The following is a 14,196-nucleotide window of genomic DNA, read 5'->3' on the forward strand; positions in this document are numbered from 1 at the left end:
TCAATCTCCAATTGAAGACGATTTGGTGTACGCGGTGCGAGCGCCGGCGACGCCGTGCCTTCCCCGATCCCATCGCCGCCATTGGCATCGGCTGCATACTCGCTCCCTGGCGCTCGGTAGAATTCAATTGCAACACCAGGGAAAAGATGGGAATCTGAAGATCAATTATTGCTGCGGTACGTTGACATTTTCTCCCGTTCGGGGACTTCGCCGGTGCGCGCGATCATTTTGCCTGCGGGTTGCCGCAGTTTTCTCATCATCAGGAATGGATCGGCATGAGCACTCAAGCTCTCGTGACGATCATTCTCGCGGGACTTGTGGTGAGTGCGTTCGGACTTTTCCGGTGGGTCGGCAGCTATTCCGATCGCGTTTTTGCCAACCGATTCCGCACCCGCTTTCCGGAGAAGACGCTGAGCTACAGCGGCGACCAGCTCGGCGCGCTGGTGCAGTCCGATCTGCGGCTGAAGTATGTGTTCCCGATCCTGTTCCCGCTCGATCTCGTCGTCATGCTGGCGCTGGCGGGCGCGATGGGCGCAGCGTCATCGCACTGGCTCACCCATACCTATCCGTCGGCGGCGTGGCTCGGCCTGGTCGTGCCGGCGGTGTATCTGCTCAGCGATCTGATCGAGGATTGCCTGCTGGCATGGCTGTTGCTGCGCGGCGACCCGGACGCGGCGGCGCGATCCGTCTCGGCTTTGAAGGCGATCACGACGATCAAGCTCGTCAGTGTCTCTGCGTCGATCGCGCTGACACTGATCGCATTCGTCGGATGGCTGTTCCACAGCGAATCGCTCGCGCTATAGGGCAGCTCGGCCGACTGGCCTATTGATAGGTCGCCACGATGTCGGAGACGGCGCGCTCGAGCTGCTGGGCGGTCGCGCACTGGCGCACCACGGTGCAAAAGGTCGCGTAGCGCGGCATCTCGGAATCGCCAAAACCCCAGACCATGCGGCCCTCGGGGTTGAGCCACACGAGGCGCTTGGAGCGCTCGCCGATGCGGCGCAGGATGTCGGCGCGCGGATCGAGATTGTTGCTGCGGGCGTCGCCGAGCACGATCACCGTGGTCTGCGGCGTGATCGCGCTCATCCAATTGTCCTCGAAATCGGCGAAGGAATTGCCGTAGTCGGAGGAGCCGAAGCCGACCTTGGACATGATCTCCTTCATCGCCTCTTCCGGCGACATCGATTCCAGGATGTCGCTGACCTCGATCAAATGGCCCGAGAAGGCGAAGGAGCGGACGTCGTCGACGACCTCGTGCAGGCTGTGGATCAGGAGCAGGAAGAAATCCGAGACGCGCGCGACCGAGCCCGAGACATCGCACAGCGCCACGATTTTCGGCCGGTCGCGATGCTTGCGCTTCCACGCGGTGAGGAACGGCACGCCGCCCCAGGCCGCGTTTCGGCGCAGTGTGCGGCGGACATCGAGATGGCCGCGGCGCTGGCGCTTGCGCGGCTTGGAATAGCGCTCGCGCAGCCGCCGTGCGATCTGGCGGATCAGGGCGCGCATCTGCTCGACCTGCCTCGGCTCGATCCGCGCCAGCGGCGCGTTGCGCAGGATCTCGTTGCGCAGGTTTTCGGCCTCTTCGCGGCCGTAGAGCAGCAGGGCCTGCGAGACGGCGTCGCGAACGGTGCCGCGCAGGCCGTTGAGCGCCTCCTGCAGCCGCTCGGCAAGAGCCGGATTGCGCGTGGTCTGTTCGTCGATGTCGTCGCGCAGGCGCTGGATGCCCATCGCGTCGAGGATGCGGGTCTGGAAGATGCCGCGCTGGGTGAAGTAGCGGATATCCGGCAACGAGGCGGCGCCGGAGGCGTTGGCGATCGCGGTCGATATCGCAGAGCGATCCTGCGACAGCAGCATCTGCGCCAGTGGCCCGACATTCTCGTTGGCGGCGCCGCCCGCGTTATCGCCGTGCTCATCCGCCGACGGATTGGCACCGGACGCGCTGTTGTCGTCGGTCTTGTTCTGCTCGGCATTCTCCTGCTGCGGCTCGGGCTGGCTGAAGAACAGGTCGAAGCATTCGCCGAGCGCGCGCTTCTCGTCCTGGGTCTTGGCAAGCGTCAGCAGGAAGGTGTTGCGCAGGATGTCGCGGTCGTTGAAGCCGACCTGCGCGACCGCCCGCATCGCGTCAATGCTTTCGGCGGGCGAGACCCGGACCCCGGCTCCCCGCGCCGCACGAAAGAAGCGATGCAGGTTCTCGCGCATGTTGGTCTAGCTGAACACGCCCTGGCGCGACGCCTTGGCGATGAAGGACGAGATCTGCGGCGTCGCGGCCTCGATATCGGCCTCGTATTTCAGGAGCACGTTGAGCGTGTCCTTGACGATCTCATGGTCGAGCTCACTGGCTTGCAGCAGCACCAGCACGCGCGCCCAGTCGATCGCCTCGCTGACCGACGGCAGCTTCTTCAGATCCAGCGAGCGGATCTCGTGGATGAAGCCGACCATCTGCTTGCGCAGCGTCTGCGAGATGCCGGGCACCCGGCTCTCGACAATGCGCTCCTCCAGCTTCTGCTCGGGGAAGCCGATGTGCAGATGCAGGCAGCGCCGCTTCAAGGCATCGCCGAGATCGCGTTCGCTGTTCGAGGTCAGGATCACGGTCGGGGGCGCCACCGCGGAGACGGTGCCGAGTTCGGGGATCGTGACCTGGAAGTCGGAGAGGATCTCCAGGAGCAGCGATTCGAATTCGGCGTCCGACTTGTCGATCTCGTCGATCAGCAGCACGCAGCCGGCGGACTGCTCCAACGCCTGCAGCAGCGGCCGCGGTTCGACGAATTCCTTGGAGAAGAACACGTCACCGAAGGTGTGAAGCTGGTCGAGCGCTGCGGCCAATGACTGCGCGCCGCCGAGCACCTCGCCGAGCTTGTCCTTCAGGATCTGGGTGTAGAGCAACTGCTTGGCGTATTTCCACTCATACAGCGCCTTGGCCTCGTCGAGGCCCTCATAGCACTGCAGGCGGATCATCTTCATGCCGCGCCAGGCGGCGATCGCCTTTGCCAGCTCGGTCTTGCCAACGCCGGCGGGGCCTTCGACCAGGATCGGCTTCTCGATCTGTTGCGACAGATAGACCGCCGTCGCGATCTGCCGGCTCGCAATATAGCCTTGTGCGGCGAGGCCGCTTTCCACGGCCTCGATCGAGGCGGTGGGCCTGGTGTCAGCCACGAGGATCAGCTCCGAATTTGCCTTGAACTCGGACCTGTTCTGCGCTCGTTGCGGCCAAAGCACAAGGCTCGTTTGGCCTGCAACGGCACAGCTTCAAGGCTGGGGTTAGCGCATGGTTCCGGGGTATTCCGCCGAGCGCAATACCCCGGACGCGCCTGCCGTCAGCCCGCGCAGCTCTTGACGAAATCCTTGCGCTGCGGGCCGACGATCTTCTGGTCGATAGCCTGCTTCAGGCAGTCGAGATGCGCCTGCGCCATGCAGAGCTGCATCTGGTCGTGCCGTTCCTGCCCCTTCAGCGCCTTCGCCGCGCTCTGGCAGGCTGCGCGCTTCGCACCGGGCACGGGCGCTGCCGCCGTACTTTCTTGCGCGGGAGCCGCCGTCGGCGCCGCTGCGGGGGTTGAGGTTGACTGCGCGAATGCTGCGGCCGAGACCAGCAACGAGGTGGCCGAGACAAGGGCGACGACAAGACGTTTCATGGGATGTGCCTCCGCAGGCATGATCCGGAGAAACGGGCGTCGGTTTTCCGGAACGTCATGCTCAGACCAGGAAAGGATCATGATGCGATCTTGCGATCGCGCTGTGATCCACGGGGAGGCCGACAATTAGAAGCCGCCGCCTGAATGCGGCGTGAATAGGCGCGTGAACCGCTTCACCTCAGCGTGAGGCCGGTTGCGGCCTCAAGCTCGCCGATCGCCTGCGCGGCATTCGCGACCTTGATCGTGGTCATGCCCATCTCGCGTGCCGGCTTCAAATTGACGCCGAGATCGTCGAGATAGACGCAGTTCGCAGGATTCACCTCGAGCGTCTCCACCATCATTTGGTAGATGCGCGGGTCGGGCTTGCGCAGGCCGATCTTGGCGGACTCGATGACGTGATCGAACAGCGCCATCACCTCGGCGACGTAGAGCGTGCGTCCGCTGTGGCTACCGATTGCGTTCGACGGCAGATTGTTGGTGATGCAGCCGGTCTTGAACTGGGCCTTGATACGCTTCAGCGTCTCGACCATCTCGGGGCGCAGGTCACCGGAGAGCAGCGGCAGCACGTCCTTTCCGCGCACCTCGGCGCCGAGCGCCTTCGACTCAGTCGCGAACAGCTCGTCGAACGCGTCGATCCCGATCTCGGCGCGCTCGAACTTGGCCCAGGCGTTTTCGAGATGGTTGGCGGCGTTGGTGCGGCGGATGATATCGATCGGCAGGCCGCGCTCGGTCTCATAGCGTGCGAATGCCTCGAACGGCGAGGTGGTCAAGACGCCGCCGAAATCCCAGATCACTGCCTCGATCATCATAATCCTGCCCGTTGCAAAGCGGCGGCTTCGCCTCGGGTCGTCCGGCCGCTTGACCGAAGACAGGGAAACGCGCGTCACGCCTTCTTTATTGGAATTGCCGCCGATCAGGCAAGCCGCCAGTTCGCGGCAAACTCCGCCGCGCGGAACGGGCTCACCAGACCATCGGAACCAGGCGATAGCGCACACGCCCGAGATATTCGGCGTAACCGTCGAGCTCGGCGGCGAGCATCCGCTCCTCCATCATCGACCTCAGGCCGAGCAACGCCGCCATCACCGGCACGATGGCAAGGCCATACCAGGATCCGAGCAGCAACGGGGTGCCGACATAGGTCAACAGGCCGCTGGCATAGATCGGGTGTCGCACGTAGGCATATGGCCCCGTGGTCACCGCGGCATGTCCGCGCTCGCGCTGGATCTTCACCACCGGCGCGGCGTAGCTGTTTTCGCGATAGGTCCGGTAGACGATGTAGAACGATGCGGCGATCATCAGCGCGCCGGCGCATTGCAGCCAGAACGGGACGAGCGATGCCTGGTACCGCACCGCGTCGAGCGCCATCAGCGGCAGCCATGTCAGCCACAACAGCGGCATGATCGTCGTGATGACGCGATCCCATTCGGCCTGGCCGCGCACGCTGCGCCGCTCCGCCAGCAGCCCCGGATCATGTCTGGCGAGCCAGGCCTCAGTGATCAGTCCACCGATCGTGATCTCGAGCAGGAACAGCCAGGCGCCGGTCCAGCGCATGGTGCCGGCCGTGAGAAACAGGAGCGTTCCGAGGCCCACGCACGTGAAGACGGCGCCGCGCAAATTGATGGTCGGATGATTACCGTTCTCGTCCATCTCCCTCTCCGGCGAACGGCAACGGCCGCGCCACCGGATCGGGCGGGCCGTTGCGTTGGTAACGAATCGAAGCGAGCACTCAGCGTGCAAAACCGGTCACGATCGGCGGGTCCAATTTCGCGCCTGTCCGGAATAGACCTTGCTCGGCAGCGCACGCGCCGCCGGATCGAGCAGGATCTTCATCGCGGTGTTGAGTCTCTCCTCCGAACTCGGCGAGCCGTCATGGCGCATCTGCTGGGGGGCGCCGGGGCCCTGCGGCGGTGCCATGTAGGCCGACGTTGTCGGCGGAGCAGGCGTGGTGGCGATCTTCGGACGGGCGACAACAGCCGCTTCCAGCGGGCGCCGTGCGTCGGCAACGGCTGAGGCTGAGGCTGCTGCTTCCGCCGGCGGCGGGGCGGCATTGCCGGATCCGGATTGGCGGGGCGTTCTTGCCATGGCATCGGCTCCATAGGTTGGGTGATGACGATGATCTCAGGACTTGGACATCAGGAATTGTCCTCGTCGGATGTGCTGCGTTTGGCGATGATCGGGTTGCGGTCGCTGATCGCGGCGAGCAGCGAGGCGTGAGTCACGACTGACGACACGACGATCTTCCCGGAGGGCTCGATCCGGCGACCGTTCTGCTGCTGTTGCTGCGGGCTCCTGGCTGTGGACTTCTGCATCATATCGGCCTCCTCGAGGATGGGGTGGGGCCCGACAGCGCCGGGCCCCGAGTTTGGCGATCAGATGCCGAGGACGCCGCTGAGGGCGGGGATCGCGACCTTTGCGATCCCGCCGAGGATGTCGCCCCAGCCCTGCGGGTTGACGGACCCGTTGACCGCAACTTCGGCAATCCGCTTCGGACCGCGCTCGATGCCCTCACACTGGATCGGGCTACGCACGCTGCCGAAGGTCTCAAAGTCGTTCCTTGCGTACATGTTCAGCTCCTTCTTTCGGTTTGAATTGACGGCGGCTACGGGAGGTAGGCACCGACCGGAGCAGCCGTCGCTGGACGTCGCCCAGGGGCACGCTCATCGCGTCGATCCCCTGGACCACGTGACGCTCATTCGCGCCACGTTCTGATCTCCTCCGGACGCGGAGGAGCAATCGCGTCAATAGACCTGCCAGTACCGCAGCGGCCCGACTGCCACCGGCACCACGTCGCTGACGTCGATCGTGTACTGATAGACTTCGCGCGCCTGGGTCAGGACCTGCGTCGGGTTGAAGAAGCGGTAGGTCACGTCATGGCAGTCCGAGTCCGGCCGGCAGATGACGCTCTGGTCGACCTCGACTGTGTCGAGCCGCAGACCCTTCTTGGCGGCATCAATGAAGATCTTCCGCGTGTTGTAGGCATTCATCGCGGAATAATTCAGCGCGCGGTCCTGCGGCGAGATACCGACGTTGCGGAACTCGTTGTAGATCCGCTCGAGGAAGCCTTCCGCGCCGTCTGGCCAGGGGAGTGGTCCGAACAGCGTGAACAAATCCCATTGGTAGAAGCCGCGCCAATCGGTCACCAGCGTTGGCACGACGGTGCCGTTGAGCAACTTGGTCGTGCTGCTGCTGTCGACCCAGCCGGCCATTGAGACCCGCGCGACGCCGCCGGGCGGCGGGAATGGCGGGTTTGCCGTCGGTCGTGCGTCGGCGTCGGCCAGGGCCGCTGTCGCCTTCACCACAGTACGGGCCGTCGCGGGGTCGTCGCGCGAGACCTCCTGGTGCCACAGCGCCAGGATCAGCGCGGCGAAGAACCCGAGCCCGAACACATCGAGCGGCTTGATCGCGTAGATCGGGATCGAATCGATCGTCATCGTCCAGGTGATGGCGTCGGCGTCGGGGAAGTTGTTGCCCGCGCCGGCCGGTGTCGCGGTCTCGCCCTCGGCCTGGTTCAGCAGATAGCGCGCCATGATCGCCGGATTGTACGGCGCCGAAGTATCGCCGGACCGGTCGCGATCTGTTCCGAACGCCGGATCGCCGCGTCCGATCAGGCTGTCGCGCCAGTTGGCGATCGCCTGCACGAAGTAGTCGAGGCGAGCTTCCTTACCGAAATCGTAGAACAGCCGGCCGATCGGGAAGGCGAGTTGACTGGTGGGCTCGGCCGCAGCGCCTCGCGGACGCATGCCGCCGCGACAACCGCAGCTCTTCTCGCTGGTCCGGACTGCGGGGGCCTCGAACACCGGTAGCGCCTGGGGCATTGCGACCGGAAGCGCGTTGCTCGGCATCAGCGCCGGCATCTGCTGCGGCTGCAGCCAAGTTTGCGGCATCATGCCGACGGCTGGCATCGCCATCTGCGGCATGACCATTTGCGGAGCAGGCGCCGGCATCCAGACCATGTCGCCGCCCGGATGGGGAGCGTGGTACGGATACGGGGCGGGCGCTGCGATCGGCGCGGCAACGACGCCGTGATCAACGGCAACGGCCATGGCCGCAGGTGCTGCCGGCGCGGCGGGCTGCGCCTCGCTTGGCATGATTCCGGCGCTGTTTCGCAGGACCGAGCCGTCCGGCCCGAAGATGCGCGGAGCCGATGGTGCAGACATTGCTGATAGATCTCCCATGGAATCCTCTCTGGTTGCAGTTGGCTGAGCGGCGGATGACGGTTGGAGGAAAGGGCGCGCGGACACTCCCCAGAAGCGGGGAGGCGCGGCCGTGGCACCCGACGGCATGACGGAGTCCGCCTGCTCGCCAAGCAGGGCGGCGACAGCCGCGGGAATATCGAGCCGACCGGCGAGACAGCGCGAGGCGCTGCCGTCGCTGCTGCAGGGCTCCGCGCTCTCGAGCAGCGCGGCACGAACGGCTTGCGGATCGGCCTTGCGTCCGTTCTGGCGCAGGTATGAGAGCAACAATGCGACGACACCTGTGACGATCGGTGCAGCGAAGCTCGTTCCGGACCGGAGAATGACGTTGCGGACCGGTGAGGCACCCGCGACGTTCTCGCCCGGCGCCAGGATGCCGTTCTCGAGATAGGCGTCGCCGAAATTGCTGAACGGCAGCGGATTGCCGGCCAGGTCGCACGCGCCGACCGCCAGCACCGAAGCGAGACTGCCCGGCACCTGGACGCAGCGACAGCCGTCATTGCCGGCCGCGGCGACGATCAGCTTGCCGGCGCGCTCGCAGGCGCGGACCGCGTCGACGAGGATGCGGTCGGCCTGTCCTGTCGCGGATTGCTGGCCGCTGCTGATGTTGATGACGTCGGCGCCAACGGCGAGCGCCTGGTTGATCGCGAGCGCCAGGGTGCTCTGCGAGGACGACTCTATCTGCCCCGCGGCATTCTCGCGATAGATCGAGAACACGGTGGCGCTGCAATTCGGCGCGACGCCGAGCACCGGGCTGCCGGGCGTGCCCATCAGCACGCTTGTGACATGGGTGCCGTGCTCGGACTGGATTATCGGCGAGGACGGTGCGACGAACTGGCCGCCCATGGCGACGCGGGCCTGTCGGAGCGAGGGATGATTGAGATCGACGGGACCGTCGATGATCGCGATCTTCACCGCGGGGTCGCCCCCCGACGTTTTCTGCCACAAGGCAGTCAGACCAGCGATGTCGGCAACTGGATTCATGAAATCAGTCCTGACCGATCAGCCGCGAACTCACGCAGCCGATCCGTCTTCCACGGCAATTTGCTTTTTCACGCAGCGCACGAAACGGGCGGTCTGTCGCTGCGTTGGTGCTGTTGTGACAGGCGTGCGGCGAAAGGCCTATTCGCCGCGGTGGCTCAAAAAGGATCGAGCCGATGATGCGGATCGACCGATCCAGGAGATCGACCCTGCGCGTCGAAAGATCGATCAAAGGATTTAGTCGGGATCGGCCTGACGGCGTGATGCGCACGCGTGCGCGGAAAATCGTGCCGCATGCGCACACCAACGCATGCGCGTGCTGCTTTCAGTCGAATACGGAATTCAGGTGATTTGTGTCAGTCGAGTTCGCGGCGACGGTCGGGAGCCGGCGCAGATGATGCGATCCACGGCGCCTCGCGTACTCGCCGCATCGCCTGAGCCCGGCGCGGCAGGCCGAGCTTCTGCAGCACGTGATGGACGTGGTGCTTGACGGTCGCAAGGCTGAGGTTGAGATCGCGCGCGATCTCCTTGTTCGACATGCCCTGTCCGATGAGCCTGAGGACCTCGCTTTCGCGGCGCGTCAGTCCCTGGTCCGCGTCGATCGTATCGCTCTGACGCTCCATGCAAAACAGCGCGCGCAGCAGGCCGCCGGAAATCTCGGCGCTGCAAGCTAGTCGCCCCGATGCGACGTCCGACAGCGCGCGGCAGAGCTCGTCGAAGCTGGCATTGCGGGAAATGTAGCCGCTGAACCCGGCCCGGCCGCAGCGAACCACGTCACGCCGATCCTCGTTGAGGCCGAGCGCGACCAGGGCGATGTCGACATGCTCGCTCGCAATCACGCGCACCTCATCGAGATCGATGCCCTGAGTGACGTCGATCAGGATGACGTTCACACGGCCGGTCGCGAGCGCCGCACGCAGACCGGCAAGATCGGAAACCGCCGCCTCGACGGCAAACTCGGCATGATTCTGGAAACTCGAGGTAAGCCCCTCGCTGAACAGCCTGATCGGTGTAACGACCGCGATCCTCATCATTATCCTCGAACTCAACGAAATGGCGGATGAAAAGCCGTCTGGTGGTCGACGGCACCGGCATCCAGAAAGTCATGAAGGTAAGTATGCGGTGTGCTGCCAGAGGTTGTATTATTATCACGTTGAAATTACGGCCCCCATCCACGCAGGATCAAGAGATGCAGTTCACATTCGGACGTCGTGCCGACAGCGCGATGCACGGTACGATGTCCCGGATATCGCGGCAGAACTGCGCCAGGAAGCGTGAGCGCAGCACGGCGCTGCAGGAAAATCTGGCGGTGACTTCAACGCCGTAGTCAGCGACGGCTAGATATTTAGATAAACGGCTAGATATTTAGATAATTGACGCGTGCTGGCGCGGATGCTCTGTACAAGATTGCGTGTTCTCCGAGGCCGGGTGCGAGCGACGCAATGCCGCGCCTCGGATGTGCTCAATCCCAATGCAGACCGACGGGGTTCTATGACGAGCTTGATTCGAGCGGCAGCCTTTCTGACCCTGTTGATGGCAACACCGGCCCTGGCCATCGTCGGTGGCGGCGCGCCGTCGACCGATGGTGTCGCGCGCTCCGTGGTCACCATCGTCGGTTCGCGCGGCAATTTCTGCACCGGTGCGCTGATCGCGCCGAAGGTGGTGCTGACCGCAGCGCATTGCGTGCAGCCCGGCGCCGATTACAAGATTGTCGATTACGGCGCGGACCGGCAGCCGAAGCTGCAGGACGTCAGGACGGTCGCGATCCATCCCGGCTTCCGGATGCAGGCGATGACCAACCATGTCGCGACCGCCGATGTCGCGCTCCTGCAACTCGCGGCGCCCGCCGCAGGCAAGGCGCCGGCCGTGCTCGGCATGCCCAACATTCCGATCCAGGTCGGCGGCCGCTTCACCGTGGCGGGCGTCGGCGTCACCGTGCGCGGCGACGGCAAGAGCGGCGGCAGCATTCGCGTCGCCGGGCTGATCGCAAGCGGCAAGCCCGGCACGCTGCAGATCCGTCTCGTCGACCCGGTCGGGCAGGGCGTGCGCGACGGGCTCGGCGCCTGCACCGGCGATTCCGGCGCGCCGGTGTTCGAGGACAAGCCAGGCGGGCCGGTCATCGTCGGCGTGGTGAGCTGGTCCACCGGCCCGAACGGCAGTGCCGGCTGTGGCGGCATCACCGGCGTGACGCCGCTCACGCTCTATCGCGACTGGGTGATGCAGACCGCGCTGCAGTGGGGCGCGAGCTTCTAGATTACAGCGCGTTTCGAGCCGGCCTTACGCTCGCAATCCGTCATCCTGAGGCGCGCGCTCTTGCGCGCCTCGAAGGATGAGCGGCCACCAGCCGGCCTGTCGCCCTTCGAGGGCCGCTGAAGAAGATGCATTGGCTGCGCCGTAACCTAATGCCCCGCCGCCTTGTTCGCGGCGGCGTTGTTCAGCACGATCAGGCCGTCGACGGCGACGCCGAGCTTGCTGTTGATCAGGAACGGGTTGACGTCGATCGAGGCGATGCGGCCGTTGGCGTCGGCCATCAGGTTGGAGAGCCCGACCAGCGCCTTCACCGCCGACGGCTCGTGCAGCGCGGGCTTGCCGCGATAGCCCTTCATCTTGACGCCGGCCTTGGTCTTGCCGATCAGCTGCTTTGCCTCGGCGGCATCGAGCGGTGCGCCGGCCAGCGCGACGTCCTTCATCAGCTCGATATCGACGCCGCCGGTGCCGAACAGCACCACCGGGCCCATCTCGGCATCGAGCGAGGCGCCGACCACGAGCTCGAGGTCGGCCTTGACCTGTTGCGCAATCAGGATGCCTTCGAGCTTCGGCTTGCCCTTCAGCTTCTTCACCCGCGCCGTGATGTCGTTGAATGCCTTCTTCACCTCGGCCGCGGTGGCAAGGTTCAGCACGACGCCGCCGATGTCGGATTTGTGCAGGATGTCGGGGCTGACCACCTTGGCGACCACCGGGAATCCGATCTGCTTGGCGATCTTCACGGCCTCGGCCGCGGTCTGCGCAACCGCTTCTTTCGAGATCGGGATGCCGTAGGCCTTGAGCAGCTGCTTGGAGGCGACCTCGTCGAGCGCGGCGGCGCCGTCGGCGGCCTTCAGCGTCTTCTCCAGCACGGCGCGCGCTGACGCCTTCGAGCTCGACGTGATGTCGGGCACTTCCTTGCGCAGGCCGGCATATTCGATCAGCGACTTGATCGCGCCGACCGCGCGGTCGAGGCCTTGCATGACTGCGATATTGGGCAGGGACTTGCGCAGTCCCTTGGTGAATTCGGTGAAGCCGATCGACATTGCGCTGATATAGATCACCGGCTTGTTGGCCTGGCCGGCCATCTCGTCGACGATACGCAGATTGCGCTCGCGCAGCTCGTGCGGCGCCTTCGGCAGCTCGGCATCGATGATGACGACGTCGGTGTCGGGATCGTCGATCATGATCTTGATCGACTTCATGTAGACGGAGGGATCGACCACCGCGGCGAAGCCGGCGTCGAGCGGATTACCGACGATGCTGCCGGGGCCGAGCATCTTCGCCAGCTGCTCGGACGCGTTCGGGCTCAGCGGCGCGAAGTTCAGCCCGGCAGAATAGAATGCGTCGATCAGCAGCCCACGCTTGCCGCCCGATAGCGACACTGCCGCCAGCCGATTGCCCTTCGGCGGATCGGCATGGACGAAACACTCGGTGGTTTCGATCAATTCATCCAGTCCGCGCACCCGGATCACGCCCTCGCGGGTCGAGATCGCATCGAATGTCTCGATCGAGCCGGCGAGTGCGCCGGTATGCGCCATCGCCGCGGCGCGGCCGCCTTCGGAGGCGCCGAGCTTGAGCGCGATGACCGGCTTGCCCGCCGCGCGCGCGGCCTTGCAGGCATCGCGGAACACCTTCGTGTTCCTGACGCCTTCGAGATAGACCACGATGACGCGGATGCTCGGATCGGCGGCGAAATAGCTCATCAGGTCCGGGGTCTCGAGACCGGACTCGTTGCCGGTCGTGACCATGTACCCGACGCCGACGCCGCGATCCTCCAGTGCCTGGCGGATCGCCATCACGATCGCGCCGGACTGGCCGGCGATCGCGACCGCGCCCGGCTCCATGGTGACGATTCGGTCGTCGATATTGGTGAACAGGTTCTCGCCGGCGCTGAGATTGCCGAGACAATTCGGGCCGGTGACGGCGAGCCCGGTCTCCTTGATCGCCTGCTTCAGCTCGACCGCGAGTCGCTGGCTTTCCTCGTCCTGCAGCTCACTGAAACCCGAGGTGACGATGGTTGCGGAGCGCGCGCCGGCGGCCGCCGCGTCGCGGATTACCTGCACGGCAAAGCGGGCCGGCACCAGCACCAGCACGTGATCGGGCTTTTCGGGGAGGCTGGCGAAATCCTTGTAGCAGGTGACGCCCCAGATGGCCTCGCGCTTGGCGTTGATCGGATAAAGGCCGCCGGCATATTTGTACTTGACCAGGTTGTTCCAGATCCGCTCGGCGTAGTTGCCGGGCTTGTCGGTGGCGCCGACCAGCACGATGTTGCGCGGGTGCAGCATCGCATGGATGCTCTTGACGATGTCACCGGCGTCAGCGGGCGGCGCCCATTTGTGGGACACATGAGACGCGGTGCTTGCGAAAGCTTCCATGGAGCCTGCCCTTTATCCTTGTTCTGCTTGTTTCCTCTGGCCCACGGCGCATCACCGCAGGAGATGATTTTTCATTGTTTTTATGGCGAGGGAAAGGGGGTAGCAACTCACGCTGGCGCAAGTCAGGGCGTCGCTTGCAATATCCCGGCAGGCGCAAAATCGATGCGCGTCAGGAACCCGATTCGGGGACCCGCGAATCCGGTTCGATCATGGTCGCGTGCAACACATAGCGCTCGGGACCCGATGTCAGCGCGTCGAACGGCCAGCAGGTCGACAGCACGAGCTCATACCGGCCGGTCAGCGGGTCGATACCGGACTGATCGAAGCGGACGACCGCGCTGCGATCGGCCCGGTAGCGAAACATCCTGCCGTCGCTCCTCGTGACGTCGATCTCGTCGCCGATTGTGACATCTTTCAGAAACCGGAAATGCGTGTCGCGATGCGCTGAATAGACCGCGACGCCCCGCTCGCCGGCATCGACGCTCTGCTCGACATGGCCCGGGCCGAACGCCAGCGCCTGGCCGCTGCTGCCGGCGAGCACGATCGCGGACGCGTGCAGGCGCTTGATCTCGATCCGGGCCACCGGCCAGGTATCGGCCCAGCGCCATGGTTTCACGGGCTGGCCGGTTGCGATGCTCTTTGCAAACGCGCGCTCCAGCAGCACCTGCGCGAGCAGTGCCTTGGCGTGGATGTAGGCGCCCTGGCCGAACAGGATCAGGCCGATGAGGGCGAAGGCGAGCAGGATGAAGCGACGCATCTTCATTTTTCCTC

The 14,196-nt window shown here is 64.9% G+C and carries 15 protein-coding genes; 3 read left to right on the plus strand and 12 right to left on the minus strand.

All coding sequences use genetic code 11. The features are described 5' to 3' along the window. Positions 1–275 precede the first annotated feature (275 nt). The gene (locus tag CK489_RS10605) at positions 276–803 is read left to right on the plus strand and encodes a hypothetical protein (RefSeq protein ID WP_245350313.1); all 528 of its coding nucleotides are present in this window, start codon (positions 276–278) and stop codon (positions 801–803) included. 19 nt (positions 804–822) lie between these two features. Here CK489_RS10605 and CK489_RS10610 read toward each other — a convergent pair whose 3' ends face one another. The 10 genes from CK489_RS10610 to CK489_RS10650 form a co-directional block, all read right to left on the minus strand. After that, positions 823–2,199 (minus strand): vWA domain-containing protein, encoded by a 1,377-nt coding sequence (locus tag CK489_RS10610; RefSeq protein ID WP_095732276.1) that lies wholly within the window; start codon positions 2,197–2,199, stop codon positions 823–825. A gap of 6 nt (positions 2,200–2,205) precedes the next feature. After that, the gene (locus tag CK489_RS10615; protein WP_095732427.1) at positions 2,206–3,153 is read right to left on the minus strand and encodes an AAA family ATPase; all 948 of its coding nucleotides are present in this window, start codon (positions 3,151–3,153) and stop codon (positions 2,206–2,208) included. A 161-nt stretch (positions 3,154–3,314) separates the two neighbouring features. After that, positions 3,315–3,629: a hypothetical protein gene (locus CK489_RS10620; RefSeq protein ID WP_095732277.1), complete on the minus strand. Its 315-nt coding sequence runs from the start codon at positions 3,627–3,629 to the stop codon at positions 3,315–3,317. A 173-nt stretch (positions 3,630–3,802) separates the two neighbouring features. Next, positions 3,803–4,438 carry an HAD-IA family hydrolase gene (locus CK489_RS10625; RefSeq protein ID WP_050630156.1) on the minus strand — a complete coding sequence of 212 codons (636 nt, stop codon included), beginning with the start codon at positions 4,436–4,438 and terminating at the stop codon, positions 3,803–3,805. A 151-nt stretch (positions 4,439–4,589) separates the two neighbouring features. Next, the gene (locus CK489_RS10630) at positions 4,590–5,276 is read right to left on the minus strand and encodes a methyltransferase family protein (RefSeq protein ID WP_095732278.1); all 687 of its coding nucleotides are present in this window, start codon (positions 5,274–5,276) and stop codon (positions 4,590–4,592) included. 96 nt (positions 5,277–5,372) lie between these two features. Continuing rightward, entirely contained in the window at positions 5,373–5,711 is a 339-nt protein-coding gene (locus CK489_RS40670; RefSeq protein ID WP_143278121.1) for a hypothetical protein, read from the minus strand. A 50-nt stretch (positions 5,712–5,761) separates the two neighbouring features. Next, positions 5,762–5,941: a hypothetical protein gene (locus CK489_RS10635; protein ID WP_095732279.1), complete on the minus strand. Its 180-nt coding sequence runs from the start codon at positions 5,939–5,941 to the stop codon at positions 5,762–5,764. 57 nt (positions 5,942–5,998) lie between these two features. Continuing rightward, entirely contained in the window at positions 5,999–6,193 is a 195-nt protein-coding gene (locus tag CK489_RS10640; protein ID WP_050419847.1) for a hypothetical protein, read from the minus strand. A 174-nt stretch (positions 6,194–6,367) separates the two neighbouring features. Further along, positions 6,368–8,806, minus strand: a complete 2,439-nt coding sequence (locus CK489_RS10645) for a S8 family serine peptidase (protein ID WP_095732280.1) — start codon at positions 8,804–8,806, stop codon at positions 6,368–6,370. A gap of 353 nt (positions 8,807–9,159) precedes the next feature. Further along, positions 9,160–9,837, minus strand: a complete 678-nt coding sequence (locus CK489_RS10650) for a LuxR C-terminal-related transcriptional regulator (protein ID WP_245350314.1) — start codon at positions 9,835–9,837, stop codon at positions 9,160–9,162. A gap of 26 nt (positions 9,838–9,863) precedes the next feature. Between CK489_RS10650 and CK489_RS10655 the strand changes: the two genes are divergently transcribed. Then, positions 9,864–10,130 carry a hypothetical protein gene (locus tag CK489_RS10655; protein WP_050630161.1) on the plus strand — a complete coding sequence of 89 codons (267 nt, stop codon included), beginning with the start codon at positions 9,864–9,866 and terminating at the stop codon, positions 10,128–10,130. Between the two features lie 206 nt (positions 10,131–10,336). Continuing rightward, a complete protein-coding gene (locus tag CK489_RS10660) occupies positions 10,337–11,056 on the plus strand; it encodes a S1 family peptidase (protein WP_430649200.1) in 720 nt (239 codons plus the stop codon). A 146-nt stretch (positions 11,057–11,202) separates the two neighbouring features. Here the strand turns inward: CK489_RS10660 and CK489_RS10665 are convergent, their stop codons facing one another. Beyond that, positions 11,203–13,425, minus strand: a complete 2,223-nt coding sequence (locus tag CK489_RS10665) for an acetate--CoA ligase family protein (RefSeq protein ID WP_095732281.1) — start codon at positions 13,423–13,425, stop codon at positions 11,203–11,205. Positions 13,426–13,594: 169 nt separating this feature from the next. Next, a complete protein-coding gene (locus CK489_RS10670) occupies positions 13,595–14,182 on the minus strand; it encodes a class GN sortase (RefSeq protein ID WP_095732429.1) in 588 nt (195 codons plus the stop codon). Between the last annotated feature and the right edge of the window lie 14 nt (positions 14,183–14,196).

It is taken from the genome of Bradyrhizobium sp. UFLA03-84 (genome assembly GCF_002289535.1).
In the GTDB taxonomy this organism is placed as follows: Bacteria; Pseudomonadota; Alphaproteobacteria; order Rhizobiales; family Xanthobacteraceae; genus Bradyrhizobium; species Bradyrhizobium viridifuturi.

Bases quoted from the DNA above. Each gene is read 5' to 3' on its own strand.
- CK489_RS10630 (WP_095732278.1), bottom strand. From the start codon at position 5,276: ATGGACGAGAACGGTAATCATCCGACCATCAATTTGCGCGGCGCCGTC.
- CK489_RS10655 (WP_050630161.1), top strand. From the start codon at position 9,864: ATGAAAAGCCGTCTGGTGGTCGACGGCACCGGCATCCAGAAAGTCATG.
- CK489_RS10605 (WP_245350313.1), top strand. From the start codon at position 276: ATGAGCACTCAAGCTCTCGTGACGATCATTCTCGCGGGACTTGTGGTG.
- CK489_RS10640 (WP_050419847.1), bottom strand. From the start codon at position 6,193: ATGTACGCAAGGAACGACTTTGAGACCTTCGGCAGCGTGCGTAGCCCG.
- CK489_RS40670 (WP_143278121.1), bottom strand. From the start codon at position 5,711: ATGGCAAGAACGCCCCGCCAATCCGGATCCGGCAATGCCGCCCCGCCG.
- CK489_RS10610 (WP_095732276.1), bottom strand. From the start codon at position 2,199: ATGCGCGAGAACCTGCATCGCTTCTTTCGTGCGGCGCGGGGAGCCGGG.
- CK489_RS10650 (WP_245350314.1), bottom strand. From the start codon at position 9,837: ATGATGAGGATCGCGGTCGTTACACCGATCAGGCTGTTCAGCGAGGGG.
- CK489_RS10620 (WP_095732277.1), bottom strand. From the start codon at position 3,629: ATGAAACGTCTTGTCGTCGCCCTTGTCTCGGCCACCTCGTTGCTGGTC.
- CK489_RS10645 (WP_095732280.1), bottom strand. From the start codon at position 8,806: ATGAATCCAGTTGCCGACATCGCTGGTCTGACTGCCTTGTGGCAGAAA.
- CK489_RS10625 (WP_050630156.1), bottom strand. From the start codon at position 4,438: ATGATGATCGAGGCAGTGATCTGGGATTTCGGCGGCGTCTTGACCACC.
- CK489_RS10635 (WP_095732279.1), bottom strand. From the start codon at position 5,941: ATGATGCAGAAGTCCACAGCCAGGAGCCCGCAGCAACAGCAGCAGAAC.
- CK489_RS10670 (WP_095732429.1), bottom strand. From the start codon at position 14,182: ATGCGTCGCTTCATCCTGCTCGCCTTCGCCCTCATCGGCCTGATCCTG.
- CK489_RS10660 (WP_430649200.1), top strand. From the start codon at position 10,337: ATGGCAACACCGGCCCTGGCCATCGTCGGTGGCGGCGCGCCGTCGACC.
- CK489_RS10665 (WP_095732281.1), bottom strand. From the start codon at position 13,425: ATGGAAGCTTTCGCAAGCACCGCGTCTCATGTGTCCCACAAATGGGCG.